Origin of the sequence: Actinoallomurus sp. NPDC050550 (genome assembly GCF_040655075.1) — a bacterium.
Lineage (GTDB): Bacteria > Actinomycetota > Actinomycetes > Streptosporangiales > Streptosporangiaceae > Actinoallomurus.
The window spans coordinates 1-22,682 of the sequence record NZ_JBFAJC010000068.1 but is presented as its reverse complement, the minus strand read 5'-3'; the positions used below and the strand labels follow the sequence as shown (position 1 = coordinate 22,682).

At 70.8% G+C, this 22,682-nt stretch carries 25 protein-coding genes and 1 pseudogene; 19 read left to right on the top strand and 7 right to left on the bottom strand.

The window, feature by feature from the left end; translation table 11 throughout:
• Positions 1-28 precede the first annotated feature (28 nt).
• The 3 genes from AB0I04_RS48080 (at position 29) to AB0I04_RS48070 (ending at position 1,768) form a co-directional block, all read left to right on the top strand.
• Positions 29-523, top strand: a complete 495-nt coding sequence (locus AB0I04_RS48080) for a helix-turn-helix domain-containing protein (RefSeq protein WP_360901121.1) — start codon at positions 29-31, stop codon at positions 521-523.
• A gap of 121 nt (positions 524-644) precedes the next feature.
• Positions 645-1,175 carry a DUF4232 domain-containing protein gene (locus tag AB0I04_RS48075; RefSeq protein WP_360901118.1) on the top strand — a complete coding sequence of 177 codons (531 nt, stop codon included), beginning with the start codon at positions 645-647 and terminating at the stop codon, positions 1,173-1,175.
• A gap of 86 nt (positions 1,176-1,261) precedes the next feature.
• Positions 1,262-1,768, top strand: coding sequence for a GNAT family N-acetyltransferase (locus AB0I04_RS48070; RefSeq protein ID WP_360901115.1), 507 nt, complete (start codon positions 1,262-1,264; stop codon positions 1,766-1,768).
• A gap of 28 nt (positions 1,769-1,796) precedes the next feature.
• Here the strand turns inward: AB0I04_RS48070 and AB0I04_RS48065 are convergent, their stop codons facing one another.
• A complete protein-coding gene (locus AB0I04_RS48065) occupies positions 1,797-2,627 on the bottom strand; it encodes an aldo/keto reductase (RefSeq protein ID WP_360901112.1) in 831 nt (276 codons plus the stop codon).
• Between the two features lie 86 nt (positions 2,628-2,713).
• Here AB0I04_RS48065 and AB0I04_RS48060 point away from each other — a divergent pair, with 86 nt between their 5' ends.
• The 9 genes from AB0I04_RS48060 to AB0I04_RS48020 all read left to right on the top strand — a co-directional run bounded on the left by AB0I04_RS48060 (position 2,714) and on the right by AB0I04_RS48020 (position 10,351).
• Complete coding sequence (locus tag AB0I04_RS48060) at positions 2,714-3,127, top strand: DUF3151 domain-containing protein (protein ID WP_360901109.1); 414 nt, start codon at positions 2,714-2,716, stop codon at positions 3,125-3,127.
• Between the two features lie 113 nt (positions 3,128-3,240).
• Positions 3,241-4,524: an adenylosuccinate synthase gene (locus AB0I04_RS48055; RefSeq protein ID WP_360901106.1), complete on the top strand. Its 1,284-nt coding sequence runs from the start codon at positions 3,241-3,243 to the stop codon at positions 4,522-4,524.
• A gap of 183 nt (positions 4,525-4,707) precedes the next feature.
• The gene (locus AB0I04_RS48050; RefSeq protein ID WP_360901103.1) at positions 4,708-6,012 is read left to right on the top strand and encodes an ATP-binding protein; all 1,305 of its coding nucleotides are present in this window, start codon (positions 4,708-4,710) and stop codon (positions 6,010-6,012) included.
• Complete coding sequence (locus tag AB0I04_RS48045) at positions 6,009-6,422, top strand: roadblock/LC7 domain-containing protein (protein WP_360901100.1); 414 nt, start codon at positions 6,009-6,011, stop codon at positions 6,420-6,422. Before AB0I04_RS48050 ends, AB0I04_RS48045 begins: the two co-directional genes overlap by 4 nt.
• Positions 6,419-6,772: a DUF742 domain-containing protein gene (locus tag AB0I04_RS48040; protein ID WP_360901097.1), complete on the top strand. Its 354-nt coding sequence runs from the start codon at positions 6,419-6,421 to the stop codon at positions 6,770-6,772. Before AB0I04_RS48045 ends, AB0I04_RS48040 begins: the two co-directional genes overlap by 4 nt.
• Entirely contained in the window at positions 6,750-7,355 is a 606-nt protein-coding gene (locus AB0I04_RS48035; protein WP_360901094.1) for an ATP/GTP-binding protein, read from the top strand. Before AB0I04_RS48040 ends, AB0I04_RS48035 begins: the two co-directional genes overlap by 23 nt.
• Entirely contained in the window at positions 7,345-8,706 is a 1,362-nt protein-coding gene (locus AB0I04_RS48030; RefSeq protein ID WP_360901091.1) for a cytochrome P450, read from the top strand. The genes AB0I04_RS48035 and AB0I04_RS48030 overlap by 11 nt, the downstream gene beginning before the upstream one ends.
• 30 nt (positions 8,707-8,736) lie before the next feature.
• Entirely contained in the window at positions 8,737-10,179 is a 1,443-nt protein-coding gene (locus AB0I04_RS48025) for a cytochrome P450 (protein ID WP_360901088.1), read from the top strand.
• 25 nt (positions 10,180-10,204) lie between these two features.
• Positions 10,205-10,351 carry a hypothetical protein gene (locus AB0I04_RS48020; protein WP_360901085.1) on the top strand — a complete coding sequence of 49 codons (147 nt, stop codon included), beginning with the start codon at positions 10,205-10,207 and terminating at the stop codon, positions 10,349-10,351.
• On the opposite strand, the gene AB0I04_RS48015 is transcribed toward AB0I04_RS48020, so the two are convergent.
• Positions 10,344-11,573, bottom strand: a complete 1,230-nt coding sequence (locus tag AB0I04_RS48015) for a HAMP domain-containing sensor histidine kinase (protein ID WP_360901083.1) — start codon at positions 11,571-11,573, stop codon at positions 10,344-10,346. The two genes, AB0I04_RS48020 and AB0I04_RS48015, sit on opposite strands and share 8 nt — an antisense overlap.
• Positions 11,570-12,226 (bottom strand): response regulator transcription factor, encoded by a 657-nt coding sequence (locus AB0I04_RS48010; RefSeq protein ID WP_360901080.1) that lies wholly within the window; start codon positions 12,224-12,226, stop codon positions 11,570-11,572. Before AB0I04_RS48010 ends, AB0I04_RS48015 begins: the two co-directional genes overlap by 4 nt.
• Positions 12,227-12,390: 164 nt before the next feature.
• On the opposite strand from AB0I04_RS48010, the gene AB0I04_RS48005 reads away from it, so the two are divergent.
• The 5 genes from AB0I04_RS48005 to AB0I04_RS47985 all read left to right on the top strand — a co-directional run bounded on the left by AB0I04_RS48005 (position 12,391) and on the right by AB0I04_RS47985 (position 16,988).
• Positions 12,391-12,954: a hypothetical protein gene (locus tag AB0I04_RS48005; protein ID WP_360901077.1), complete on the top strand. Its 564-nt coding sequence runs from the start codon at positions 12,391-12,393 to the stop codon at positions 12,952-12,954.
• Positions 12,951-13,997, top strand: a complete 1,047-nt coding sequence (locus AB0I04_RS48000) for a peptidoglycan-binding protein (protein ID WP_360901074.1) — start codon at positions 12,951-12,953, stop codon at positions 13,995-13,997. The genes AB0I04_RS48005 and AB0I04_RS48000 overlap by 4 nt, the downstream gene beginning before the upstream one ends.
• A complete protein-coding gene (locus AB0I04_RS47995) occupies positions 13,994-14,686 on the top strand; it encodes an ABC transporter ATP-binding protein (RefSeq protein WP_360901071.1) in 693 nt (230 codons plus the stop codon). The genes AB0I04_RS48000 and AB0I04_RS47995 overlap by 4 nt, the downstream gene beginning before the upstream one ends.
• Positions 14,683-15,978 (top strand): ABC transporter permease, encoded by a 1,296-nt coding sequence (locus AB0I04_RS47990; RefSeq protein ID WP_360901068.1) that lies wholly within the window; start codon positions 14,683-14,685, stop codon positions 15,976-15,978. The genes AB0I04_RS47995 and AB0I04_RS47990 overlap by 4 nt, the downstream gene beginning before the upstream one ends.
• Before the next feature lie 170 nt (positions 15,979-16,148).
• On the top strand, positions 16,149-16,988 hold the full coding sequence (locus AB0I04_RS47985; RefSeq protein ID WP_360901065.1) for a glycerophosphodiester phosphodiesterase family protein: 840 nt from the start codon (positions 16,149-16,151) through the stop codon (positions 16,986-16,988).
• Between the two features lie 9 nt (positions 16,989-16,997).
• Here AB0I04_RS47985 and AB0I04_RS47980 read toward each other — a convergent pair.
• The 3 genes and pseudogenes from AB0I04_RS47980 to corA form a co-directional block, all read right to left on the bottom strand.
• Positions 16,998-17,246: pseudogene (locus tag AB0I04_RS47980) on the bottom strand (S1 RNA-binding domain-containing protein); the annotation flags it as partial.
• An 801-nt stretch (positions 17,247-18,047) separates the two neighbouring features.
• The gene (locus AB0I04_RS47975; RefSeq protein WP_360901062.1) at positions 18,048-18,245 is read right to left on the bottom strand and encodes a hypothetical protein; all 198 of its coding nucleotides are present in this window, start codon (positions 18,243-18,245) and stop codon (positions 18,048-18,050) included.
• A 95-nt stretch (positions 18,246-18,340) separates the two neighbouring features.
• Positions 18,341-19,438, bottom strand: a complete 1,098-nt coding sequence (gene corA, locus AB0I04_RS47970) for a magnesium/cobalt transporter CorA (protein WP_360901059.1) — start codon at positions 19,436-19,438, stop codon at positions 18,341-18,343.
• A gap of 369 nt (positions 19,439-19,807) precedes the next feature.
• Here corA and purD point away from each other — a divergent pair, with 369 nt between their 5' ends.
• Together purD and AB0I04_RS47960 are read left to right on the top strand one after the other, a co-directional pair.
• The gene (gene purD / locus AB0I04_RS47965; RefSeq protein WP_360901056.1) at positions 19,808-21,043 is read left to right on the top strand and encodes a phosphoribosylamine--glycine ligase; all 1,236 of its coding nucleotides are present in this window, start codon (positions 19,808-19,810) and stop codon (positions 21,041-21,043) included.
• 216 nt (positions 21,044-21,259) lie between these two features.
• On the top strand, positions 21,260-22,177 hold the full coding sequence (locus AB0I04_RS47960; protein ID WP_360901053.1) for a LysR family transcriptional regulator: 918 nt from the start codon (positions 21,260-21,262) through the stop codon (positions 22,175-22,177).
• Positions 22,178-22,198: 21 nt separating this feature from the next.
• Here the strand turns inward: AB0I04_RS47960 and AB0I04_RS47955 are convergent.
• Positions 22,199-22,682: MFS transporter (locus AB0I04_RS47955; RefSeq protein ID WP_360901050.1), on the bottom strand; the 484-nt coding region annotated here is incomplete at its 5' end.

Below are 22,682 nucleotides of genomic sequence, written 5' to 3'. Positions count from 1 at the left end.
ACGCAACTCGGCGACTTACGCTGGACGCGTGCTCAACCGCACGTACGACGCCCAGAACTGCTCGATCGCCCGCGCCCTCGAGATCGTCGGCGACCGCTGGACCCTGCTGGTGATCCGGGACGTCTTCGAGGGCGTCCGCAGGTTCGACGACTTCCAGGCGAGCCTGGGCGTGGCACGCAACGTGCTCACCGACCGGCTGAACCGCCTGTGCGACGAGGGCATCCTCCGTCGGCATCTCTACCAGGAGCGGCCGGAGCGCTACGAGTACCGCCCGACCCGCAAAGGCGTGGGCCTGTGGCCGGTGATCATGTCTCTGCTGCTGTGGGGCGATCAGCACTACGCCGAGAACGGCGCACCCATGGTCCTCGTCCACCGCGGCTGCACCGGGCAGCTGACGCCGGCCCTGACCTGTTCGGAGTGCGGGGCGTCGCTGGGCCCGACCGACATCGACCCCCGGCCCGGCCCCGGCGCCCTGCCGACCGACCGGGTCGTCCAGCAGGCCGCCGCCTCGGGCACACCCTGATCATTTTTTTCTTGATCATTTTTGGGAAACCTCGAACGATCTTGCTCGCGCGAGCGTCTCAATGTCTGAACGCAAAAATCCCTGGGCGCACTTGCGCCCGCTGACCCTCGGGGAGTTCAGGATGCGAGACAACACCCGTCGCCGGATGCAGATCGCCGTCGTCACCGGCGCCGTCGCGGCCGGCTCGATCGCGGCCGCCGTGCCCGCCATGGCCGCCACCACCAGCGTCATACCCGCCTGCAAGGCCGCGAACGTCAAGGTCACCCTCGGCCACGTCGACCCGGGCGCGGGCCAGCGGTACGCCCACCTCAACTTCCGGAACACCGGCAAGAAGGCCTGCGTCCTACGCAACGGCCTGAAGGGCTTCACCTACCTGGTCAAGGGCAAGGAGGGCGGCGCGCGCAGCGTTCCGGTCCACGCCTACGGGGACAAGAGCCTCGGCTACTCCGCCAAGCAGTCGGTCGTCCTCACGTCCGGCAAGCACGGCAAGGTGGGCCACCTCGTCATTCACTGGAACGTCATGTCGGTGCCGACGATCACCCCTCAGTCCCTGCGATTCGCCCTTCCGGCGGGTGGCGGCCACACCGCCCTGCCGTGGAAGCAGCTGGTCGGCGGTGACCACCGCCTCGGCCTGGGGCGCCTCTCCGCCTGACCGTACGACCGAGGGCCGGAGGGATCTTCCCCTCCGGCCCGTTTTTCGTTCCTGAGGGTTGCTTCACGCAACTCGCGGATGCTCCAATGGGTTTCGTGACGAAACTGATGGCGCGGGCGGCACCCGGCGTGCCGACGGTCGAGGTACGGCCCTACGACGACGGTGACCGGGAGGGCGTCCTGGCGATGCGGCTGTCCCGGCGGAGCCTCTACCACCGGTTCTTCGCCGGCACCCCGCGCATCCCGGTGTTCTACGCCCGCACGCTCGACGGCATCGACCACGTCGACCGCGACGCGCTGGTCGCCGTGGCCGGTTCCGAGGTCGTCGGGATCGCCGAGTACACGCGCGACACCGGCCTGCCATGGCGCGCCGACCTCGCCGTCGTGGTCGCGGATCCCTGGCAGCGGCAGGGCGTCGCCACGCGGCTTATCGGGGACCTGACCGGATCGGCCCGGCGGCACGGGATCACCGAACTGCGCGCCGACGTGCTCGCGGGCAACCACGCCGCGCGCGCCGCGATCCACAACCTGTGGCCGCGTGCCCTCGCCGCCCGCGGCGACGAGGGCACGGTGATCTACCGACTGCCTGTTTAGGAAAGCGCGGCTTTAGGAGGGCGGGGCTTTAGGAGAGCGCGGCGAACTGCTCGTCGGTCAGGGTGAGGTTCGCGCCGCCCATGTTCTCCTCCAGGTGCGCCACCGAGCCGGTGCCGGGGATCGGCAGGATGACCGGCGAGCGCCGGAGCAGCCACGCCAGCGCGACCTGCGACGGCGTCGCGTCCAGCTCCTTGGCGATCTCGTCGAGCCGGCTGCCGGGCTTGGCGAGGTCTCCCACGGCGAGCGGGAACCACGGGATGAAGCCGATGTTCTCCCGTTCGCAGTGGTCGAGGACGTCCTCGGACTGCCGGTTCGTCAGGTTGTAGAGGTTCTGGACGGTGGCGATCGGAACGATCTGCCGGGCCTTCTCGATCTCCTCGACGCTGACCTCGGACAGCCCGATGTGCCGAATCCTCCCCTCGTCCCGCAGGTCGCGCAGCTCCCCGAGCTGGTCGCCGAGCGGCACCTCCGGGTCGATGCGGTGCAGCTGGAACAGGTCGATCCGCTCCAGGCCGAGCCGGCGCAGGCTCATCATCACCTGCTGGCGGAGGTACTTCGGCCGGCCGACCGGATGCCATTCGTTCGGTCCCGTTCGGACCAGCCCGGCCTTCGTGGCGATCGTCACGCCGTCGTACGGGTGCAGCGCCTCGTGGATCAGCTCCTCCGACACGTACGGCCCGTACGAGTCGGCGGTGTCGATGAAGTCCACCCCGAGCTCGACGGCGCGGCGCAGCACGCGGAGGGCCTCGTCACGGTCGGCCGGCGGCCCCCATATGCCGGGCCCGGTGATCCGCATGGCGCCGAACCCAAGGCGATTAACGGTCAGGTCCCCACCGATGGTGAACGTGATTTCGGTCATGCGTGCCACGCTACGCGCCGTGAAAACAACGAACTTTCCCGCCCTCCGCAATAGGAGATCGCCGCCGAATTGGGCAGGATGACCCCATGGAGCCACAGAACCTTCTCGGCGGGCCGGCCCCGACCGAGCTGCCGGACAACGAAGAGGCCCGACAGTCCCTGGAGGCCGGCGTCGACCCGTTCGAGGTCGCCGCGCGCTTCCCGGCGAACCCGGCCGCCTGGGCCGAGCTCGCCGACCGCGCGTTCGGGAAGGGCGATGTGATCGAGAGCTACGCGTACGCGCGTACGGGCTACCACCGTGGCCTCGACCAGCTCCGCCGCGCTGGATGGAAGGGCCACGGGCCGATACCGTGGGAGCACGCGCCGAATCGCGGATTCCTGCGCGCCCTGCACGCCCTCGCCCGCGCGGCCGCCGCTATCGGCGAGGACGACGAGGCCGAGCGCTGCCGGACTTTCCTGCGGGACTCCAGCCCAACGGCCGCCGAGGTTCTGGCCACTTGACCGGCTCCTGCCGTTTTCCTCGCGGTCATCCTGCGGGTACTCTCTGATCGCAAGAGCCCCTGTCGCTGCTGCTTGCGCCAGGGGCTTCGTCGATGCCAGGGGAGAGAACTCCTATGCCGGCCATCGTGCTCGTCGGCGCCCAGTGGGGTGACGAAGGCAAAGGCAAGGCCACCGATATTCTCGGCGGCGACGTCGACTATGTCGTCCGGTACCAGGGCGGCAACAACGCGGGGCACACGGTCGTCATCGGCGACCAGTCCTACGCGCTGCATCTGCTTCCGTCAGGGGTGCTCTCCCCGGACGTCGTACCCGTGATCGGCAACGGCGTGGTCATCGACCCCGGCGTCCTACTGGAGGAGATCGACGGCCTTCAGGCGCGGGGGGTGAGCTGCGACCGGCTGCTGATCTCGGCCAACGCGCACCTGATCATGCCCCACCACAAGGCCCTGGACAAGGTGAGCGAGCGGTACCTCGGCAAGGCGCGGATCGGCACCACCGGCCGCGGCATCGGCCCGGCGTACGGCGACAAGATCGCGCGCATGGGCATCCGCGTGCAGGACCTGCTCGACCCCGGCATCCTGCGGCAGAAGCTCGACCTCGCGCTGCGCGACAAGAACCAGATCCTCGCCAAGGTCTACAACCGGCGCGCGATCGAGATCGACCCGATCATCGACGAGTACATCGCGTACGGCGAGCGGCTGCGCCCGCACATCGCCGACACCGCCCTCGTGGTCAACAAGGCGCTCGAGCAGGACAAGCTGGTCCTGCTCGAGGGTGCCCAGGGCACTCTGCTGGACGTCGACCACGGCACGTACCCCTTCGTCACGTCCTCCAGCCCGACCTCGGGCGGGGCGTGTGCGGGCTCCGGCGTCGGCCCGACCCGGATCACCAAGGTGATCGGCATCTTGAAGGCCTACACGACGCGCGTGGGCTCGGGGCCGTTCCCGACCGAGCTGCTCGACGAGACGGGTGACTGGCTGCGCACCACCGGCCACGAGTACGGCGTCACGACGGGCCGCAACCGCCGCTGCGGCTGGTTCGACGCGGTGATCGCCCGGTACGCCACGCGGGTGAACGGTGTCACCGACTACTTCCTGACCAAGCTCGACGTGCTGTCCGGTCTGGAGAAGGTTCCGGTCTGCGTGGCGTACGAGGTCGACGGCGAGCGCTGCGACGAGCTGCCCATGACGCAGACCGGGTTCCACCACGCCAAGCCGATCTATGAGGAGCTCGACGGCTGGCAGGAGGACATCTCCGAGTGCAAGACGTTCGAGGATCTCCCGAAGAAGGCGCAGGACTACGTCCGGGCGCTGGAGGAGATGTCGGGCGCCCAGATCAGCGCGATCGGCGTCGGCCCGGGCCGCGACCAGACGCTCCAGCTGCGCTCCCTGGTCTGATCCACCGACTCGGCGGCTCCGGTGTCCCGGGGCCGCCGAGTCGTCTGTGACCGAGTGTTCACGGGCATGGCCTTTTTTCGTATCGCGCTGGCACAAGAAGATCACGGGCTGTAGCTTTGCGATCTGCATGAGTTCTGTCCCGTAATGCGGCATTCTCGCCCCGAGGTGCAAATGGAGCGATACATGACGGCGGTCGCGTTCGTGTGCCTGGCGGCCGGACTCCTGGTCGCCGTGGTCCTGCTGATCCGGCAGCAGCAGATCACCACCCGGTTTCGCCGACGGGCCAACGAGCTCGAGGAGACGGCGCGCGTCCGCGATGAGGAGCTGCGCCACCTCGTCACGGTTCGCGTCCCGGCCCTGGTGGAGTCCCTGTACGGCAAGCCGGTCGAAGTGCCCGGCCCGCGCAATCCCAGCTTCGCCGGGACGTCCGCCGAACAAGGCATCCGGGCGATCCTGAGGATCTTCGCCGAACACGCCGAACGCGCCAAGGAGCGCGCCGACCAGTCGGCGAAGGCGACGCTGAAGGCGATGATGCGCGCGGTGCAGAGCCTCGGCAACGAGCAGCAGCTGGCCATCTCCACGATGCAGGACCGGCACGACGACCCGGATGTGCTCGAGGGCCTTATGAAGATCGACCACATGAACGCCCAGCTCGGGCGGCGCGCCCAGGCCACCGCGGTGCTCTGCGGATCCTGGCCGGGCCAGCAGCGGTCCGCCGCCTCGCTGGTCGACGTCCTCCGCGGGGCGACCTCCCGCATCCGCGACTACCTCCGCGTCCAGGTCCCGCCGCAGGTCAACATCGCGGTCGTCAGCCGCGCCGTCGAGCCGGTCGTCCTGGCCGTCGCCGAGCTCCTGGACAACGCCGCCCGGCACTCCCAGCCGAACACCACGGTGGAGGTCAACCTCCGGCAGGCGCACAACGGCGTCGCCATCGTGATCGACGACGCCGGCGTCGCCATGGACCCGGAGGAACTGCAGCGGGCGGAGCGGCTCCTGTCGGGGCGCGAGTCCGTGGACATCAACCGGCTCGGCGACCCGCCCCAGGTCGGATTCGCCGTGATCGGCGTGCTCGCCGCGAGGTACGGCTTCCGGGTAGCGGTCGACAGCCGCTCCCCGTACGGCGGGGTGCGCGCCGTGCTGTTCCTCCCGAGCGAACTGCTCACCCAGATCGACACCGGCCCCGCGCCCGTACACGCCGAACCGCGGCCCGCGCCGATCGAGGCGCCCGCCGCCCCGCCGACCCCGAGGAGTCCGGTGTCGCCACCCGCACGGGAGGAGCAGACGACGACAGCCCACGGTCTACCGAAACGCCGACGCGTCACCGCCGGGAACGGCACCGGCGAGCAGCCGCTCCCCTCCGTCGGGGCGCCGGCCCCCTCCACCCGGCCGGCGCGCGAGACCGCCGCCGGGATGGGCGCGTGGCAGCGGGGGACCCGCGCCGGTCGTTCCATCGTTTCTCCCGACTCTGAAGGGAATGTCGCCGAATGACCAAGGATCCGAACAACAAGCTCGGCTGGATGCTCGACGATGCCCTGAAGATGCCGGAGACGCGGCACGCGATCCTGCTGTCCGCCGACGGCCTCCTGATGGCCTACTCCGACCGCATCGGCCGCGACGACGCCGAACGCCACGCCGCCGGGATGTCCGGGCTGCAGTCGCTGGCCCGCAGCTCGGCGGAGTTCTGCGGCGACCCGCGCACCACCTGGCGCCAGACCGTCAGCGAGTTCGACGGCGGATACGTCTTCCTCGTCGCCGCGGGCCCCGGCGCGTACCTCGCGGTCTCCACGACGGAGAACGTCGACATGGAGGCGATCTCGTTCCGCCTCCAGGAGCTCGTCCAACGCCTGGGCAAGGAGCTGTCCGCCCCGCCGAGGCAGACCCCGGGCGCGTCCCTATGAGCGCGCCCCGCCGTGAACGCGCGCTGGTCCGGCCGCACGTGGTGACCGGCGGGCGTGCCCGTCCGACCCGCAACATCTTCGACCTGGTCACGCTGGTGATGGCGGCGCGCTCCGAGGTCGCCGGCCTCAACCCCGAGAAGAGGCGGGTCATGGAGCTGTGCCGGGGCGGGGCCCTCTCGGTGGCGGAGGTCGCCGGCCACCTCTCCCTGCCCGTCAGCGTCACCAAGGTCCTGCTGTCCGACCTGGTCGACAGCGGCCACATCGTAACCCGGGCGTCCGTGCCGGACACCGGCCAGCCCCCGACCCGAGTGCTTCAGGAGGTGCTCGATGGACTCCGCGCTCGTCTCTGACGGCACCTATGTGCGCGACACCGTACGGACCTCGGTCAAGCTGCTGATCGTCGGTCATTTCGCCGTCGGCAAGACCACGTACGTCGGCACGCTCTCGGAGATCCGGCCGCTGCGCACCGAGGAGCGGATGACGCAGGCCGGTGCCCTGATCGACGACCTTGCCGGAGTACCGGACAAGGAGACGACCACCGTCGCCATGGACTTCGGCCGTCTGACGCTGAGCGACGACCTCGTGCTCTACCTGTTCGGGACGCCGGGACAGCACCGGTTCACGCAGCTGTGGCACGACCTGTCGCGCGGGGCCCTCGGCGCGCTCGTGCTGGCCGACACCCGGCGGCTCGAGCAGTCCTTCGACATCATGGGGTTCCTCGAGGAGCAGAAGCTCCGGTACGCCGTCGCGATCAACCAGTTCGACGGCGCGCCGGCCTTCCCGGAGGAAGAGCTCCGCGAAGCCCTCGACCTGCTGCCCTCCACACCGCTCATCACCTGCGACGCGCGCGATCAGGCGTCCTCCACGCGCGCGCTGATCGCCCTCGTCGAGTACCTCATCGACGTCGAGAAGAACACCCCCGATGACCTCTGACGCCGGGGCGCGGGGCTGTCCCGCGCACCCCGGTCGGACGCCGCTGTACGGTCCGGAGTTCGCCGCGAATCCGGCTCGGGTGTACGACGCCCTGCGTCGCCACGGCCCGGTCGCCCCCGTCGAGCTGGCCCCGGGCATCCCGGCGTCCCTGGTCATCTCCTACGACGCCGCCCTCGCGGTGCTGCGTGACCCCGAGAGGTTCCCCAAGGACGCCCGCCGATGGGAGCGGACCGTCCCGCCGGACTCGCCGGTCGTGCCGTTCATGAAGTACCGGCCGGCCTGCAACAAGACCGACGGTGCCGAGCACGCCCGGTTGCGCGCGGCGGTCTCCGACAGCCTGTCCCGCATCGACCTGAACACGCTGCGCGCGTCCGTCGAACGCCACTCCGAGACGCTCATCCGGCGATTCGCCGGGCGCGGCGCGGCCGACCTGCGCGCCGAGTACGCGCTGGTCCTGCCCCTGCTGGTGTTCAACGAGGTGCTGGGCTGCCCTCCGGAGATCGGCGACCGCATCGTCGTCGCGATGCAGGGGTTCGTCGAGAACGTCGACACGGCGAAGAGCAACCGGATCCTGCTGGAGGCCATCGGTGAGCTGGTCGCGCTCAAGCGCGAGCGGCCCGCCGACGACCTGACCACCTGGATACTCGACCACCCGGCCCGGCTGACCGACGAAGAGGTGACCGAGCAGTTCATCCCACTGATCGGGCTCGCCACCGAGCCGGAGCAGAACCTCATCGCCAACGGCCTGCGGCTGCTGCTGTCCGATGGTCGGTTCGCCGGCGACCTGTCGGGTGGCAGCCTCCCCGTCGCGGACGCTCTGGACGAGGTGCTGTGGACCGACCCGCCGATCGCCAACTGGGCGATCAGCTACCCCGTGGATGACGTCGAGTTCCGGGGCGTACGGCTGCCGGCCGACCAGCCCGTCGTCATCGGGTTCGCGGCCGCCAACACCGATCCGTCGACCGCGTCCGCGAACCGGGCGGGCAACCGCGCCCACCTGGCCTGGGGCGCGGGCCCGCACACCTGCCCCGTCCAGGGCCAGGCACGCCTGATCGCCTCCGTCGCCATGGAGAAGCTGCTCGACGCACTGCCGGACATGGAGCTGGCCGTCCCCGCCGGCCAGTTGGAATGGCGGCCCGGCTTCGCACAGCGGGCGCTCAAGGCCCTGCCCGTACGGTTCCCGCCCGCCCAAGCGCCGCCACCCCCGCCGTCTGCCGCGGCCGTCTGGGAGGGCGATCCCGCCCAGCGGTCGAACGCCACATCGGGGCCGGCCGCCGCCCCGGCTCCGCGTCCCGTGGCGGTCCCGGAACGTCGGCGCGGTGCCCTGGCCCGCTGGTGGCACGGCAAATGAGCGGACTGCAGTAGGCGAGAAGGATTCTTGATGTCTGACAACCTCACTCCCGAGACCGCGGGCTCCTCCACATCGGGTCCGGAGTGCCCCGCACACGGCGGCCGGGCACCGCTGTACGGCCCCGAGTTCGCGGCCCGTCCCGCCCGGATGTACGAGGCCTTGCGCCGGTACGGGCCGGTCGCGCCCGTCGAGCTGGCCCCGGGCGTTCCGGCGTCCCTGGTCATCTCGTACGAAGCCGCCCTGGAGGTGCTGCGCGACCCCGGCACCTTCCCCAAAGACGCCCGCCGCTGGCAGCAGACGGCTCCGCCGGACTCCCCGGTCGTGCCGTTCATGATGTACCGGCCGGCCTGCAATCTGTCCGATGGCGCCGCCCACGCCCGGTTGCGCGCGGCGATCTCCGACAGCATGTCCCGGATCGACCTGAACACGCTGCGCGAATCCGTCGAGCGCCACGCCGAGCTTCTCATCCGGCGATTCGCGACGAAGGGCTCGGCCGATATGCGCGCCGAGTACGCGCTGGTCCTGCCGCTCCTGGTGTTCAACGAGGTGCTGGGCTGCCCGACGGAGATCGGCGACCGCATCGCCGTCGGCATGCAGGGACTCGTCGAGAACGTCGAGACGGCCAAGAACAACCAGATGCTGGTGGAGGCCGTCGCCGAGCTGGTCGCGCTCAAGCGCGCGCGGCCCGCTGAGGACCTGGCCACGTGGCTGGTCGAGCACCCGGCCCGGCTGACCGACGAGGAACTGGTCGAGCAGATCGCGCTACTCGTCGGCCTCGCCACCGAGCCGGAGCAGAACCTCATCGCCAACGGCCTGCGGCTGCTGCTGTCCGACGACCGGTTCGCCGGCGACCTGTCGGGTGGCAGCCTCCCCGTCGCGGACGCTCTGGACGAGGTGCTGTGGACCGACCCGCCGATCGCCAACTGGGCGGTCAGTTACCCGGTCCAGGACCTCGACTTCCATGGAGTGCGGCTGCCGGCCGACCAGCCCGTCGTCATCGGGTTCGCGGCCGCCAACACCGATCCGTCGACCGCGTCCGCGAACCGGGCGGGCAACCGCGCCCACCTGGCCTGGGGCGCGGGCCCGCACACCTGCCCCGTCCAGGGCCAGGCACGCCTGATCGCCTCCGTCGCCATGGAGAAGCTGCTCGACGCACTGCCGGACATGGAGCTGGCCGTCCCCGCCGGCCAGTTGGAATGGCGGCCCGGCTTCGCACAGCGGGCGCTCAAGGCCCTGCCCGTACGGTTCCCGCCCACCCAGGCGCCGTCGGCCGGTTCCTCCGCCGACCCGGTCCAGGCCGCCTGGCAGGGTGCTCCCGCGCATGGACCGCGGCAGGGGAGCCCCGCGCCCGCACCGGAATCGGGTTCCTCTTCGCTCGCCCCGGCCCGGGGCCCGCAGGCGCCCGCTCCGCGCCCCTCCGCCGCACCGGTACGCCGGCGCAACCCGCTGAGCCGCTGGTGGCACGGCGAATGACCCGTCTCACGGTCGCGGCCGGGCGATGCCTGAGCCGTCTCACCCTCGTGGTCGGCTGCGCCTGACCCGCCTTTCCGTCGTGGCCGGGCTGCGCCTGACCCGTCTCACCGTCGTGGCGGGGCTGCGCCTGACCCGCATCACGGTCGTGGGCGGGCGATGCCGCTTCACCTGAGCGACGGGAGCCGGACCGTCACCGCGAGGCCGCCGCCCGCCCGGGGGTCGGCGGTCACGGCGCCGCGGTGGGCGGTCGCGATGGCACGGACGATCGACAGGCCCAATCCGGTACCCCGGTCGGAGCGCACCCGGTCGCTCCGGAGGCGCCGGAACGGCTCGAACAGCGTCTCCACCTCGTACGCGGGGATCACCGGGCCGGTGTTCGCGACGACCAGTTCGGCGCCGCCCTCGTGTCGGCGGGTGGCCAGCCGCACTTCGCCGCCGTCGACGTTGTACCGGATCGCGTTCTCGACCAGGTTCTGGACGAGGCGCTCCACCAGGACCGGGTCGCCCTCGGTCGGCGCACGGCCGAGGGCGCGGTGCACGGTCAGACCCCGTCCTTCCAGCTCGGTCTTGGCCTGGTCCAGGACGTGCCCGGCCACGTCGGCGAGGTCGAGCGGTGCGGTGTCGACGACGGTGTTCTCGCTGCCGGCGAGGGTGAGCAGCCCTTCGATGAGGCGCTCGTGCCGGTCGCCGACGACGAGCAGCGACTCGCCTAGCCGCTTCACGTCCGCGCTCGCGTCGGGGCGGCGTACGGCCACGTCGATGAGGGTCCGGTTGATGGCCAGAGGCGTGCGCAGCTCGTGGGAGGCGTTGTCGACGAACCGCCGCTGCCCCTCGAAGGCCCGGGCGAGCCGCTCCAGCATGGTGTCGAACGTGTCGGCCAGTTCCTTCACGTCGTCGCGCGGCCCGGCGTAGGCGATCCGCTCGGTGAGATTACGGCTGTGCGCCACCCGCCGGGCGGTCTCGGTGATCTTGTGGATGGGGCGCAGCGCCCGGCCGGCGAAGATCCAGCCGAGCCCGAGTGCGGCCGTGCCCACGACGGCGAGCGCGATGCCGCCCTGGGTCAGCAGCGAGTTCAGGGTCTGCCGCGCCGACACCTGCTTCGCCTGCACGACCAGGCCCTGGGTCTGCCGGGCCGTGTACAGCACGCCGGGAGACGGCTCGCTCTGGGCGAGCAGGGCGCCGGACTGCTTCGGCGAAATCACCTGGGTGTCGGCAGGGCCGGACCCGGCGACCCGGACGGCGGCGAGGTCGGCCGACCGGTGCTCCATGCTGTTCTTGACGAGGAAGTAGGTCAGCGTCAGCAGCACGAGGCCGCCGACCAGGAACAGGCCGCCGTACAGCAGGGTGAGCCGGACGCGGATGGTGGGCTCCGGTCTCCGGGCGATCGTGTTCATGTGATTCGGTACCCCACTCCCGGGACGGTCTCGATGACGGGTGGATCGCCGAGTTTGCGGCGGAGCTTCATCAGCGTCACCCGCACGGTGTTGGTGAACGGGTCGGTGTGCTCGTCCCACACCTTCTCCAGGAGCCGCTCCGCCGAGACGACCGTGCCGTCCGCGCGCAGCAGCTCGGCCAGCAGACCGAACTCCTTGCGCGCCAGGTGCACGAAGCGGCCGTCCCGGTAGACCTCCCGGCGGGCGGGGTCGAGCCGGATCCCGGCGCGCTCCAGAGTCGGCGGATCGGCCGGCCGCGCCCGCCTGCCCAGCGCGTGGATCCGGGCCACCAGTTCCTCGAACGCGAACGGCTTGATCAGGTAGTCGTCGGCGCCGATCCCGAGTCCCTCGACCCGCGCTCGCACGGTGGCGGCGGCGGTGAGCATCAGCACCCGGACGGCCGCCTCGGACTCCACGACCGCGCGGCAGACGTCGTCGCCGTGCACGACCGGCAGGTCGCGGTCGAGGACGAGCACGTCGTAGTCGTTGACGCCGAGGAGTTCGAGCGCGGCGTCACCGTCATAGGCCACGTCGACGGCCAAGGCCTCCGCCCGCAGCCCTTCGGCGATCGAGTCGGCGAGCATCCGCTCGTCCTCGGCGATGAGTACGCGCACCGTTCCCCGTCCATGCCTCGTTCGGCGACCGTTCCGGCACAGCGTGCGGCATCGGGCATAACGCCGGCGTAACCCGAACCGGTTACGCCCGGGTTATCGGCCGGTGATTTGACTCCTCGCAGTTCGCCGGGGTCCGCCCGGCGGAGTCGACGAGGAGACGATCGATGCGACGAACGGCGGTTGCGGCGCTCATCCTGGCGCCCGCGCTCACCCTCGGACTGTCGGCCTGCGGGGCCGGCCACAAGAAGGCCGGTGCCAATGCGAGTGCGGCCAGTGACGTGCAGAAGATGCGCGCCTACGCCAAGTGCATGCGGGCCAACGGCGTGAACATGGCCGACCCGGAGACCGACGGAAACGGTGGTATCCGGATCAAGGCCCAGGGCCCCGCGAACGGCGGCAGCGCCAAGCTCGGAGCGGACGACAAGGCGATGAAGGCCGCCCAGGCCAAATGCGGCCACCTGATGCCGAACGGCGGCAAACCGATGAAACCCAAGCCGGAGGATCTGGCGAAGATGCGCGCCTACGCGAAGTGCATGCGCCAGCACGGTGTGAACATGCCCGACCCGAACGCCGACGGCGGCATCGTGGTCAAGAGCGGGAGCGGGAAGAGCAACAACGTCGGCGGCGGTGACGTGAACCCGGACGGCCAGGCGTTCAAGGACGCCGACAAGGCCTGCGCGAACTATCGGCCCGGCGGTAGCCGGTCCCTCACGCGGAGCACGAATTGAGCAGGGCCCGCGCCGCCGTCCTGAGCGGCGTCGGCGTGATCCTGGTCGGCGTCGCGGGCCTGGCGGCGGCCGGCCTGGGCGGCGGGGGCGGCACGCCCACCGGGCGCAGCACCCTGCCGCCCGCGACCGCGCGGATCGAACGGACCACCCTGGTGGAGACCCAGAAGGTGGACGGCACACTCGGCTACGGCACGACGGGCACGGCGGCCGGCGCGGGCGGTCGCGGCGTACTGACGTGGCTGGCCGCACCCGGCACGGTGGTGTCTCGCGGCCGGCCCGCCTACCGGGTGGACGACCACCCGGTGCCGCTGCTGTACGGATCGCTGCCGATCTACCGAACCCTCTCCGACGGCACCAAGGGCCGGGACGTCCTGCAGTTCGAGCAGAACCTCCAGGCCCTGGGCTACACCGGCTTCACCGTCGACAAGACCTACACCGCCGCCACCGCCGCCGCGGTGAAACGCTGGCAGAAGGACCTCGACCTCGAGCAGACGGGTCGGATCGCACCCGGATCCGTGCTGGTCGCACCCGGGGAGATCCGGGTCGCCGAACGGAAGGCGCAGGTCGGTGACCGGCCGAGCGGCCCGGTGCTCACCTACACCGGCACCACCCGCGAGGTGGACATCGCCCTCGACGTGCAGTACCAGCGGCTCGCCAAGAAGGGCGCCAAGGTGTCGATCGAACTGCCCGGCGGAGGCACCACCAAGGGCCGGATCACCAAGGTCGGCAAGGTCGCCACGGCAGGGCACGGCGACAACCCCACCACCGTCGCGGTGACCGTCACCGTCGAAGACCAGGGGGCGCTGGGCTCCTTCGACAAGGCACCGGTGCAGGTCTACCTGACCAGCGAACAGCACGCGAACGTCCTCGCCGTGCCGATCGAGGCGCTGCTCGCCCAGGCCGATGGCGGCTACGGCGTGCAGGTCGTCGAAGGCGGGCACGTCCGTACCGTCCCTGTGGAGACCGGCGCGTTCACCGAGGGCAAGGTGGAGATCTCCGGTTCCGGCCTGGCCGAGGGCATGAGCGTAGGGGTGCCGAAGTGAGCGGGCCGGTCGTGGAACTCCGGGAGGTCCGCAAGGAGTACCCGGGCGACGTCACGGCGCTGGACGGGGTGACGCTGACGGTCGAGACCGGAGAACTCGCCGCGATCGTCGGGCCATCCGGCTCCGGCAAATCGACGTTGCTGCACCTCATCGGCACGCTGGACCGGCCCAGCGACGGCACGGTGCGCATCGAGGGCCGCGACGTGTCGTCCCTGCCGGACCGGCGGCTCTCGGCGCTGCGCGCCCGGCGGATCGGGTTCGTCTTCCAGCAGTTCCACCTCGCCGCCGGGGTCAGCGCGCTGGACAACGTCGCCGACGGCCTGCTGTACGCCGGCGTCCCGCCGGCGGAACGTCGCCGCCGTGCGCGCCTGGCCCTCGAGCGGGTCGGCCTGGCCCACCGGCTCGGCCACCGGCCGCACCAGCTGTCCGGCGGTGAGAAGCAGCGCGTGGCGATCGCCCGTGCGGTGATCGGCGAACCCGCGTTGCTGCTGGCCGACGAGCCGACCGGGGCGCTGGACACCGCCTCCGGCGCCGGGGTGATCGACCTGCTCCGGGAGCTGGCCGACGGCGGCACCACGGTCATCGTGATCACACATGACCGCGACATCGCCGCGACGCTGCCCCGCCAGATCCGGATGCTCGACGGCCGGGTCGTCCAGGACGACGCACGAGCGGAGGCCGCACGATGAGGCGCAGACGAGACGACCCGCAGCCGCCCGAGACGTACGGCGACGGCCCGGCGGCAGCGAACGGCGGCCGACCCGCGGGGGCGGACGGCGGCCAGTCGGCGGGTGGCGATCAGCCGGCCAGACTGGGTCCCCGGGACGTGGTGCGGGTCGGTGCGGCCGGGCTGCGCGCCCGCCCGCTGCGAGTGTTCCTGTCCGCCCTCGGTATCGCGATCGGCATCGCCGCGATGATCGGTGTGGTCGGCATCTCGGCCTCCAGCCGGGCCCAGCTCCAGGCCACGCTGGACCGGCTGGGCACCAACATGCTGACCGTGGCGCCCGGCAAGGACCTGTTCGGCTCCGACGCGGAGCTCCCCAAGGAGTCGGTCGCGATGATCGGCCGGATGACCGACGTGATCTCCGCTTCGGCGACGGGCAAGATCTCCGACACGAACGTCTACCGCAACGATCACATCGACGCGGGGGAGACCGGCGGCATCGGCGTCCTGGCGGCCCGCCTCGACCTGCCTCGTACGGCCGGTCTGCGGATGGCCGCCGGGACCTGGCTCAACGCGGCCACGAGCCGGTACCCGGCCGTCGTGCTGGGCTCGGACGCGGCGGACGCGCTCGGCGTCGCACAGCCGGGCGTCCAGGTCTGGCTCGGCTCGCAGTGGTTCACCGTCGTCGGCATCCTGGAGCCGGCGCAGCTCACGCCGGAGCTGAACTCCGCCGCGCTGGTCGGCTGGGACGCGGCGGTCTCCCGGCTCGGCTTCGACGGCCACCCCACCACCGTCTACACGCGAGCGAAGAAGGAGTCGGTCGAGCACGTGCGGGACCTGCTCGCCGCCACTGCCAACCCGAGCTCACCGACGGAGGTGGAGGTCAGCCGCCCGTCGGACGCGCTCGCCGCCCAGAACGCCAGCGACAAGGCGTTCACCGGGCTCCTGCTGGGGCTGGGCGCGGTGGCTCTCCTGGTCGGCGGGGTCGGGGTGGCGAACACAATGGTGATCTCGGTCCTGGAGCGCCGTGCCGAGATCGGCCTGCGGCGTTCCCTGGGCGCGACGCGCGGTCAGATCAGGGCACAGTTCCTCACCGAGTCGCAGCTGCTGGCCGCGCTCGGCGGCGTGGGCGGCGTGACGCTCGGCATCCTCGCCACCGCGGTCTTCGCGGTGACGCAGGGCTGGCCGACGGTGGTGCCGCCGTGGGCGATGGCCGGCGGCGTCGGTGCCACGCTGGTCATCGGCGGGATCGCCGGCCTGTACCCGGCGATTCGCGCGGCCCGGCTCTCCCCCACCGAAGCTCTCGCCGCCCCATGACCCTCGCCCACGACCGCGGAGCCGGGCGGGGCCGGGGCCGTACGGAATGCTCGGTGAACGCAATCACAAATCGGAGCGAATGCCGCAGATCGCCTCCCGGTTCGCGTGTTCACCGAGCCTTCTCCACCCGAGGCGCGAAGGTACCGACACGGCCTCGTACGCTGGGGCGGGTGGAGATCCAGGGACACCGCGGAGCGCGGGGACTGTGGCCGGAGAACACCCTTCCGGGGTTCGCGAGAACGCTCGAGCTGGGTGTCGACGTGCTGGAGCTGGACGTCGCACTCACCGCGGATGGCGTCCCGGTGCTCCATCACGACCAGTCGCTGAACGCCGGGGTCGTACGGGACCGGGGACCGTACCGGCCGCGCGACCCGATGTTCCCGTACGTCGGCCGGCCGATCGGGGAGCTGACGCTCGCGCAGATCAAGACGCTCGACGCGGGCATCCAGAACAAGCGGTTCGCGTCGACGCAGACGGCGATCCCCGGTGCCGAGATGCCGACGCTGGCGGAGCTCTGCGAGCTGGTCGCCCCGCACGACGTACGGCTGGCGGTGGAGATCAAGACCGATCCGTCCTGGCCGGACGTCGAGACCATCACGGTCGCGGCGGTGAAGGTGCTGGAGTCGTACGGGCTGACGGAGCGGTCGCGGCTGCTGGCCTTCGACTGGCGGGTACTGGCGGTGGCGGGGGAGCTGCTGCCCGGCGGGCAGCGGGTGGCGCTGGTCGAGCCGGACACGCTCGACGCGTCGTGGCTGGCCGGGCGGGATCCGGCGGGCGGCCTGATCGCCGCCGCGGCCGATGCCGGGGCGACCATGATCTCCCCGAAGCGGGTCATGGTCACCCCGGAACTGGTCGCGGCAGCGCACGCCCGGGACCTGCGCGTCGTTCCGTGGACGGTCAACGACCCGGTCGAGATGGCGCGGCACATCGCGTTCGGCGTGGACGCGATCGTGACCGACTACCCCGACCGGCTCCGTACCGTGCTGGGGCGGTCAGCTACTCAGCCCTGACGGCCTCGTCGGATCCTCTTGCAGCGCCTTGAGCGACAGTGTCACGCGTTCGCGCACCATGTCGACGTCGAGGATCTGTGCAGTGATCTCCTGGCCAATGGTGAGGATCTCGGAAGGGTGATCAAAGGGCCGCCAGGACAGTTCGGAAATGTTGATCATTGCGGTGCAGCCGCCGATGTCGACGAACGTCACCCCGAAGCCGGCGATCTCGCTGACGGTGCCGTTACAGATCTGGCCTTGGCGAAGGGTCTTCAAGAAGGCCCATTCGTCGTCGCTCGGGGTCGGTTCGGTTCTCCACCGGGCCCGCAGGATGCCGTCGCTGTCGGGTAGGACGGCGGTGAACAGAGGGTGGCGTTCGTCGGTGAACAGAGAAAGCACGGTAGCGGCACGTGCGCTGGTGATCTGCGCGGCCAGTTCGGTGAACTGGCTCTCGTCGGCGATCGTGCTGGTGATCTGTCCGTCTTCGTTCTCCCAGACAAGTTCGATCAGGTCCTTGTCGGAGAGAACGGCCAGAATCTCGTCGACGTCGGTGGACAGGTCTGGCCAGACGGTGAGTCGAGCACGAGGGGTGAGCCGGGCGCGTACCGCGTCGACGGTGTCGCCGGTGAGGCGGTGCCAGCGGGACGCGTTGTGGAGGTAGCCCTCTTCCAAGATGACGGCTTGGTGCGTGGCGATACACCAGCGCAGCCGAGCCCAGAAGGTGTCGTCGGCGGGTCGCTGTTCGCCGGGCTCGTCATCGAAATCCGCATCGTAGGGGGAGGCGTCGATCCGTTCGGGGAACAGCCCCAATGCCCGGGTCCGGTCCAACGCCCCTTCACAAGGCTCGCTGCTGCCGACGTAGACGTACTGGTCCCACCCGACATGCACGGCGAACACGTTCTCTACCTCGAGGCGGCACCAGACACCATTGTCGCGGAGCATCGCCCGGACCAGCTCGAGGCCGACGGACACCGGCACGTGCGTGCCGTCATGGAAACCGGTGAGGTCGGGCGGGAAGAGCCCGGCCAGGCCGTGGCCTTCGACGGCCGGCTCCCGGCCGAAGTGGGCGAAGGCGGTGACCTACGGCTCTCGTATGGTCAGCTCATGGACGCCGGTGTCTTCGGCGAAGGCGGCCACCGCTTCCAGGTAGGCCGTTTCGACCGGTCCATGGTCGCTGACCGCTTCCTCCGCGCCGGTATATCCGCCGCTCTCGTCGCGGTCGGCGGGGTCGTACTTGGTGACCCGGTAGACGTAGGGCAGCACGTCACTGCCCTGCACGGGTGGATGCGGACACGGTGGTCTTCTGGCATTCCAGGACCCGGTAGAGGCCCGGCTGACGGAAACGAGGTCGGCGAGGGTGTGCTCGCTGAGCCTCAGAGCCAGCCATTGCGGCGAAAGCCCCGGTAGAGGACGAAGCAGGAGCCGACGATGACGCCGAGGGCGAGCAGGTAGCCGTACTTCCAGTGCAGCTCCGGCATGAACTTGAAGTTCATGCCGTACACGCCGGTGATCGCTGTCGGCATCGCGAGGATCGCCGCCCAGGCGGAGATCTTGCGCATGTCGTGGTTGTCGGTGACGGTCACCTGGGTGAGGTGCGCCTGGAGGATCGGCGTGAGCAGCTCGTCACACGACTCGACCTGCTCGCGCACGCGGGCGAGATGGTCGTCGACGTCGCGGAAGTACTCCCGGATCTCGGTCGGCACGAATCGGCGGGCGGCCAGGTTGCGCACCGGGCCGGCGAGGGGACCGACGGCCCGCTTGAGCTGGATGACCTCGCGCTTCAACCGGTAGATGCGCTCGGCCTGGTTGGTGGCGTCGGCGGAGAAGACGTTCTCCTCGACCTCGTCGATGTCCTGCTGGACGGCGTCACCGACGGAGATGTAGTCGTCCACGACCCGGTCGATGATCGCGTGCAGGACCGCGGCGGGACCGAGCGCGAGACGCTCCGGTGTCTTCTCGAGGCGGCGCCGGACCGGCGCGAGCTCGCCGTGCGCACCGTGCCGCACGGTGACGATGAAGTCGGGCCCGCAGAAGATCATGATCTCGCCGGTGTGCACGGTTTCCGTGCCGCCGCGCTCGACGTACCCGATGGTCTTCATGACGACGAACTGCACGTCGTCGTAGCGCTCCAGCTTGGGCCGCTGGTGGGCGTGGACGGCGTCCTCGACCGCGAGGGGGTGCAGGCCGAACACCTCCGCCAGCCGCTCCAGCTCGTCCGCGTCGGGCTCGTGCAGCCCCACCCAGACGAAGCCGCCCCGCGGCTCGGCGCCGTCGTTCTCGGGGGCGCGGACGAGCTCGACGGCGTCGGCGAGGCTGTCGGTGTCGACGCGCTTCCCGTCGACGTACGCGGCCCAGTCGATGAGCGCCGACCGCTGGTTGATCGACTCACCGGCCGCGATGCGGCCCGGACGGGCGAGCGGCTTGAACAGGACGCGGGTGGCGCGCCCGGGACGAACCCTGGTCATGGCCATGGGGGAACTCCTTCCCCGGCCCCGGCCCCACGCGCGGCAGCGCGCGTCAACCCGGGATCAGAGCGGGGAGCGCGCGCCGGAGGCGGCCGGACGCCGAGTAGAGATGCTCGGACTGTGAGGAGGCTCGGCGTTACTGCAAGGATCGCCAGGGCTCATTCCAACCACCTCCTTAGGTTCGTCGGCGCTCAGAGCTCGGAGCTCTGAAGGTACACCGGGAATTAAGGACGCCTGACAGCCGTGGGCGGTTCACAGGATTCCCAGAATCTTTCAACAGTCACCGCGATCACCGTCTGATCAGATCAACGCGGGACGGCCGTCCGCGCTTCCCGCACCGGCCCGGAAACCCGAGATCTGGATAGGCTTTGCGACGTGCGAGTCCTCGTTCTCGGCTCGGGCGGGCGCGAACACGCGCTGGTCCGCTCCCTTTCCCGCGACCCTGACGTCACCGCGCTGCACTGCGCGCCCGGCAACGCCGGCACCGCCGCGCTCGCGGACAACCATGTCCTGGATCCGACCGATCCGGTCGCCGTGGTCGAGCTCGCGCAACGCCTCATGGCGCAGCTCGTCGTGATCGGGCCGGAGGCTCCGCTCGTCGCGGGCGTCGGCGACGCCCTGCGCCGGGCCGGGTTCCTGTGCTTCGGCCCGGACGCGGCGGCCGCGCGGATCGAGGGTTCCAAGGCGTTCGCCAAGGAGATCATGCAGGCGGCCGGCGTCCCGACCGCCGACGCCCACGTCTGCGAGAGCGCCGGCGAGGTCCGCGAGGCGCTGGACGCGTTCGGCCCGCCGTACGTGGTGAAGGACGACGGCCTGGCCGCCGGCAAGGGCGTCGTCGTCACCGAGGACCGCGCGGCGGCCGAGCGGCACGCCGACGAGTGCGAGCGCGTCGTCATCGAGGAGTACCTCGATGGACCCGAGGTCTCGCTGTTCGCGCTGACCGACGGCACCACCGTCGTGCCGCTGCTGCCCGCCCAGGATTTCAAGCGCGCCCACGACGGCGACAAGGGGCCGAACACCGGCGGCATGGGCGCCTACACCCCGCTGCCCTGGGCCCCCGCGGACCTGGTCGACGAGGTCGTGCGCACGGTCGTCCAGCCGACGGTGGACGAGCTGCGGCGCCGCGAGACGCCGTACATCGGTGTGCTGTACGCCGGGCTCGCGCTGACGTCGAAGGGCGTCCGGGTAATCGAGTTCAACGCCCGGTTCGGCGACCCGGAGACCCAGGTCGTGCTCGACCGGCTGGCCACTCCGCTCGCCGGGCTGCTGCAGGCCTGCGCCGTCGGGGGGCTGGGCTCCGCGCCGGCGCTGGAGTGGCGGCCGGGCGCGGCGGTCACCGTGGTGATCGCGGCGGAGAACTACCCCGGCAAGCCCGTCACCGGCGACCCCATCGCGGGTGTCGACGAGGCCGAAGCGGTCGAGGGCGCGTACGTCCTGCACGCCGGCACCAAGCTGCACGAGGGGCTGCCGGTCTCGGCCGGCGGGCGGGTGCTGAACGTCGTCGGCAGCGGTCCCGACATCGCCGCCGCCCGCGCGGCGGCGTACACCGCCGCAGAGCGAATCCGGCTGCGCGGCGCGCACTACCGTACGGACATCGCGGCAAAGGTCTGACCGGCCGGAGCGGCGAGCCGACGAGCGAGTGAGAGGCTGGGGGTGGGTCCCCGATAGGGGGCTGGGGACCAGCACGGGCCGGTGAGGGACGAGCCGGCCTCGGAGCGAGTGAAGAGGCGAACCGCACCCTGGAGCGAGGTCGGACCACGGGAAGGGGTCGGCGGTAGGGTTGCGGCCTGGAGCGGCGGTGGCAAGGCCGCGGAAGGTGTGGGGTCCGTGGAGCGACATGAGATCGAGACGTTCCTGGCCCTAGCCGAAGAGCTCCACTTCACGCGCACCGCTGAACGTCTCCACGTCTCGCCGGGCCGGGTCAGCCAGACGATCAAGAAGCTGGAACGCCACTTTGGTGGCGCATTGTTCGAACGCAGCAACCGCCACGTGGCCCTCACCCCGGTCGGGCGACGGCTCCACGCCGAACTGCTCCCCGCATATCAGCAGGTCCAGCGTGCCATAGCCAATGCCTCGGCGGCCTGTCGGGGCCTCAGCGGTGTGCTGCGCGTCGGTTTCTCCGCCCTATGGTGCGGCGATCTCATCGTGCGGGCGGCGGAGGAGGTCCAATCCCGCCATCCCCAGTGCACCGTCGAGATCCATCGAGTGACGTTCGCTGCCGCCTTCACAGCGTTGCGAGGCGACGAACTCGACATCCTGGTCAAAGAGCTTCCCGTCGACGGGCCCGACATCGTCGCCGGGCCCGTCCTCTTCTCCGAACGCCGTGCCCTCGTGATGCCCGCCTCCCACCGGCTCGCGGCTCAGGAAACGGTCTCGCTGGAGGATCTCGCCCTCCTGCCACTGATCACGCCCGTCGGTGCGTCCCAGAACTTCCTCGATGCCCACTATCCACGCCGTACACCAGGCGGCCGATCCGTCCCTCAAGGGCCGGCTGCCTTCGGCTGGGAGGAGATTCTGTCGTTGGTCGGGGCGGGCAAGGGGGGTACTCCGGTCGGTGCGAGGGGGGCTGATTACCACGCCCGGCCGGACGTCACCTATGTCTCATTCGACGACGCACCGCCCGTCTACTACGCGCCGATGTGGCTGAAAAGCAGTGAATCCGCCAAGCTCCAAGCCTTCGTGGAAATCCTCCTCGAGTTCGCCCCAACTCGTGGAGATGGACTCCCGGTCAGGCGGTCCTCATAGCAAGCCCGCTCGCGGCAGGCCTCACGCCTGCCTGCCCCGCGGCAGCGTCAGGGTCGCCCCCGCCGTCAGTACGAGCCCGGCCGCTGCGAGGAGCATGCTCCAGCGCATGCCGGCCAGGAATGTGTCCGCGCCCGCCAGCAGCGCCCCGAAGACCGCCACCGCGATCGCTCCGCCGACCTGGCGGCCGGTGTTGAGCACGGCGCCCGCGGTGCCGGCCCGGTCCGCGGGCACCGCGTCGAGCAGCATCGCGGTCAGCGCCGGCACCGCAAGCGCCCCGCCCAGGCCGACCGGCACCATCAGCAGCGCCACCGCCCACACGTCGGTGTGCGCGCCGACCGTGGTCAACGCCACCAGCCCGGCCGTCCCGAGTAGCTGTCCGGCGACCATCGGCACCCGCGGGCCGAACATCGCGGCCAGCTTCGCCGAGGCCAGGTTCACCACCGCGACCAGTGCCGTCATCGGAATGAACATCAGGCCCGTGTCCAGCGCGGACTGCCCGCGCTCC

What these genes read in the sequence shown, in the direction of transcription:
- AB0I04_RS48075 (WP_360901118.1), top strand. Translation starts at nt 645, where the DNA reads ATGCGAGACAACACCCGTCGCCGGATGCAGATCGCCGTCGTCACCGGC.
- AB0I04_RS48070 (WP_360901115.1), top strand. Translation starts at nt 1,262, where the DNA reads ATGGGTTTCGTGACGAAACTGATGGCGCGGGCGGCACCCGGCGTGCCG.
- AB0I04_RS48065 (WP_360901112.1), bottom strand. Translation starts at nt 2,627, where the DNA reads ATGACCGAAATCACGTTCACCATCGGTGGGGACCTGACCGTTAATCGC.
- AB0I04_RS48060 (WP_360901109.1), top strand. Translation starts at nt 2,714, where the DNA reads ATGGAGCCACAGAACCTTCTCGGCGGGCCGGCCCCGACCGAGCTGCCG.
- AB0I04_RS48055 (WP_360901106.1), top strand. Translation starts at nt 3,241, where the DNA reads ATGCCGGCCATCGTGCTCGTCGGCGCCCAGTGGGGTGACGAAGGCAAA.
- AB0I04_RS48050 (WP_360901103.1), top strand. Translation starts at nt 4,708, where the DNA reads ATGACGGCGGTCGCGTTCGTGTGCCTGGCGGCCGGACTCCTGGTCGCC.
- AB0I04_RS48045 (WP_360901100.1), top strand. Translation starts at nt 6,009, where the DNA reads ATGACCAAGGATCCGAACAACAAGCTCGGCTGGATGCTCGACGATGCC.
- AB0I04_RS48040 (WP_360901097.1), top strand. Translation starts at nt 6,419, where the DNA reads ATGAGCGCGCCCCGCCGTGAACGCGCGCTGGTCCGGCCGCACGTGGTG.
- AB0I04_RS48035 (WP_360901094.1), top strand. Translation starts at nt 6,750, where the DNA reads ATGGACTCCGCGCTCGTCTCTGACGGCACCTATGTGCGCGACACCGTA.
- AB0I04_RS48030 (WP_360901091.1), top strand. Translation starts at nt 7,345, where the DNA reads ATGACCTCTGACGCCGGGGCGCGGGGCTGTCCCGCGCACCCCGGTCGG.
- AB0I04_RS48025 (WP_360901088.1), top strand. Translation starts at nt 8,737, where the DNA reads ATGTCTGACAACCTCACTCCCGAGACCGCGGGCTCCTCCACATCGGGT.
- AB0I04_RS48020 (WP_360901085.1), top strand. Translation starts at nt 10,205, where the DNA reads ATGCCTGAGCCGTCTCACCCTCGTGGTCGGCTGCGCCTGACCCGCCTT.
- AB0I04_RS48015 (WP_360901083.1), bottom strand. Translation starts at nt 11,573, where the DNA reads ATGAACACGATCGCCCGGAGACCGGAGCCCACCATCCGCGTCCGGCTC.
- AB0I04_RS48005 (WP_360901077.1), top strand. Translation starts at nt 12,391, where the DNA reads ATGCGACGAACGGCGGTTGCGGCGCTCATCCTGGCGCCCGCGCTCACC.
- AB0I04_RS47990 (WP_360901068.1), top strand. Translation starts at nt 14,683, where the DNA reads ATGAGGCGCAGACGAGACGACCCGCAGCCGCCCGAGACGTACGGCGAC.
- corA (WP_360901059.1), bottom strand. Translation starts at nt 19,438, where the DNA reads ATGGCCATGACCAGGGTTCGTCCCGGGCGCGCCACCCGCGTCCTGTTC.